General features: G+C 65.6%; 1 protein-coding gene. It reads left to right on the top strand.

The window, feature by feature from the left end; all coding sequences use genetic code 11:
- Positions 1-677: 677 nt before the first annotated feature.
- Positions 678-2,045, top strand: coding sequence for a group II intron reverse transcriptase/maturase (ltrA, locus tag M4I32_RS15085; protein ID WP_319035305.1), 1,368 nt, complete (start codon positions 678-680; stop codon positions 2,043-2,045).
- Positions 2,046-2,153: the final 108 nt, after the last annotated feature.

The raw sequence follows: 2,153 nt of genomic DNA, 5'->3' as shown, positions 1-2,153 counted from the left end.
GAGCGCCACGAGGCGCTCTTGAACCTTGCGGTGGTGAAAGGACACCGCTCGACGCCTGTCGCAGCAGGCGTGTGATAGCTGGAGGACGATCTGGCCCGTTGGCGTGAGCGGGTTGGGTGGAGCAGTCCTCGACAACGACGAGTCGTGCCAGAACTGCCAGATGGTGCGGGCTCGGCTAGCGAGACGGAGAGGCATACGGATAGGAACCAGTGGCTGAAAGCCTCTCAATACGAGACCACCGACTCCAACCTGGTGGATGCGGGTCGGGTTGCATCGCGCACCCTCACGGCTTCGGCGGTGAGGGGAACTCCTGGATCGGGTGATGTCGCCGGTCGGGAGGCCACGGTGAAAGCCTGCGGCGTAGCCGTGGCGAGGATGCTGGGGCATAACTGGGTGCCGATCCCGTCGAAGGGTTCGAGAGTGAACGTGGGAACCATCCCGGTCCCGCCGGAGGTGCGTCGCGGCCAGCGACGACACCGACGGCTGAGCGCACGGCCTGCTGATCGGGTCGGGATGGGACGGAGGACCCGTAGTAGTCCGAGGTCGGGAAAGCCGGCCGCATGGCGAAGGGGTCCAGTGTGATCGCAGGATCAACAAGCAGTAAAGGAGACACAGCCGTGAATGCGGATGTTCCGTGGCCAGCCGACACTTCGGAGGCGTGGGCGCGGGTACTGAGAATGCAGACGAAACTGCACCAATGGGCGACGACCGACCCCGGTCGTCGCTTCGATGATGTGTTCAACCTGGTCTATGACCCCGGGTTCCTCGTTGCGGCGTGGAACCGGGTGCAGGGCAACAAGGGAGGCCGCACCGCCGGAGTCGACGGAATCGCGCCGCGATCCGTCCCGCCGGAGAGGGTGCACAGGGTGCTCGCCGAGCTGCGCGAGAGCGTGAAGCATGGCGGGTTCGTCCCCGAGCGGGTGCGTCAGAAGTCGATCCCGAAAGCGAACGGCAAGGTCCGCAAGCTGGGGATCCCGACGATGACGGACCGGATCGTTCAGGCCTCTCTGAAGCTGGTGCTGGAGCCGATCTTCGAGGCCGACTTCGTGCCGTCCTCGTATGGGTTCCGGCCGCGCAGGCGGGCGCAGGACGCGATCGCGGAGATCCACTACTACGCCTCACGTGGTTACGTGCAGGTGTTCGAAGCGGACATCACCGCGTGTTTCGACGAGATCGACCACGACGCGCTCATGCAGCGCGTTCGGGCACGGGTCGTCGACAAGCGCGTGCTGCGTCTGATCCGCGGGTTCCTGAATGCGGGTGTCCTCAGCGAGGACGGTGTGAACAGGGACACGTTCACCGGCACCCCGCAAGGCGGGATCCTGTCGCCACTGTTGGCGAACATCGCCCTGTCCGTGGTGGACGAGCACTTTCAACGCAAGTGGGACGCGCTCGGTCCGCAATGGTCGCGCACGAAGCATCAACGCGCCGGGGGCGCGACGATGAAGCTGGTCCGCTACGCGGACGACTTCGTCGTCCTCGTCCGCGGCACCCGCGAGGATGCCGAAGCGCTCTGGGGCGAAACAGCCACAGTGCTCGCGCCGATGGGTTTGCGCTTGTCGGTCGAGAAGACGACGGTCACGCACATAGACACCGGGTTCGATTTCCTCGGGTGGCGTATCCAGCGCCGCCGGATCAGAGGTCATGGCGGGAAGACAGCGATCTATACCTACCCGTCACGGAAGTCGCTGGCTTCCATCCGGGACAAGGTGCGGACGCTGACCCGCCGGGCATCCCATCGAACGCTCGCCGATCTGCTGCGCCGACTCAACCCGGCGTTGCGGGGATGGTGCGCCTACTTCCAGCACGGCGTGGTCAAACGCGTCTTCACGGTCATCGATCACTTCGCCTTCTGGCGGATCGTGGGCTGGTTGAAGAAGCGGCACCCGAAGCTGAACATGCGCACCCTCGTCAGACGGCATCTGCCCCGGTGGCAGATCCGCGACGGGGGGATCGAGTTCTTCCGCGCCTGGCAGGTCCCCGTGACCCGTTACCGCTACCGAGGAACCCGCATCCCGACCCCTTGGGCGAGCGTCACGGCGTGATCTCATGGAGAGCCGGATGCTCAGGAATGGGCACGTCCGGTTCGGAGGGCGGTCAGCAGAACCCCACCCGGCGCAAGCCAGGCAGGGCGCTGCTGGCCGACCCTACAC

This window comes from Microbacterium sp. LRZ72 (genome assembly GCF_033792225.1).
Taxonomy (GTDB): domain Bacteria; phylum Actinomycetota; class Actinomycetes; order Actinomycetales; family Microbacteriaceae; genus Microbacterium.
Note: the sequence above shows the minus strand (reverse complement) of the source record. Positions and strands in the feature narration are given on the sequence as shown.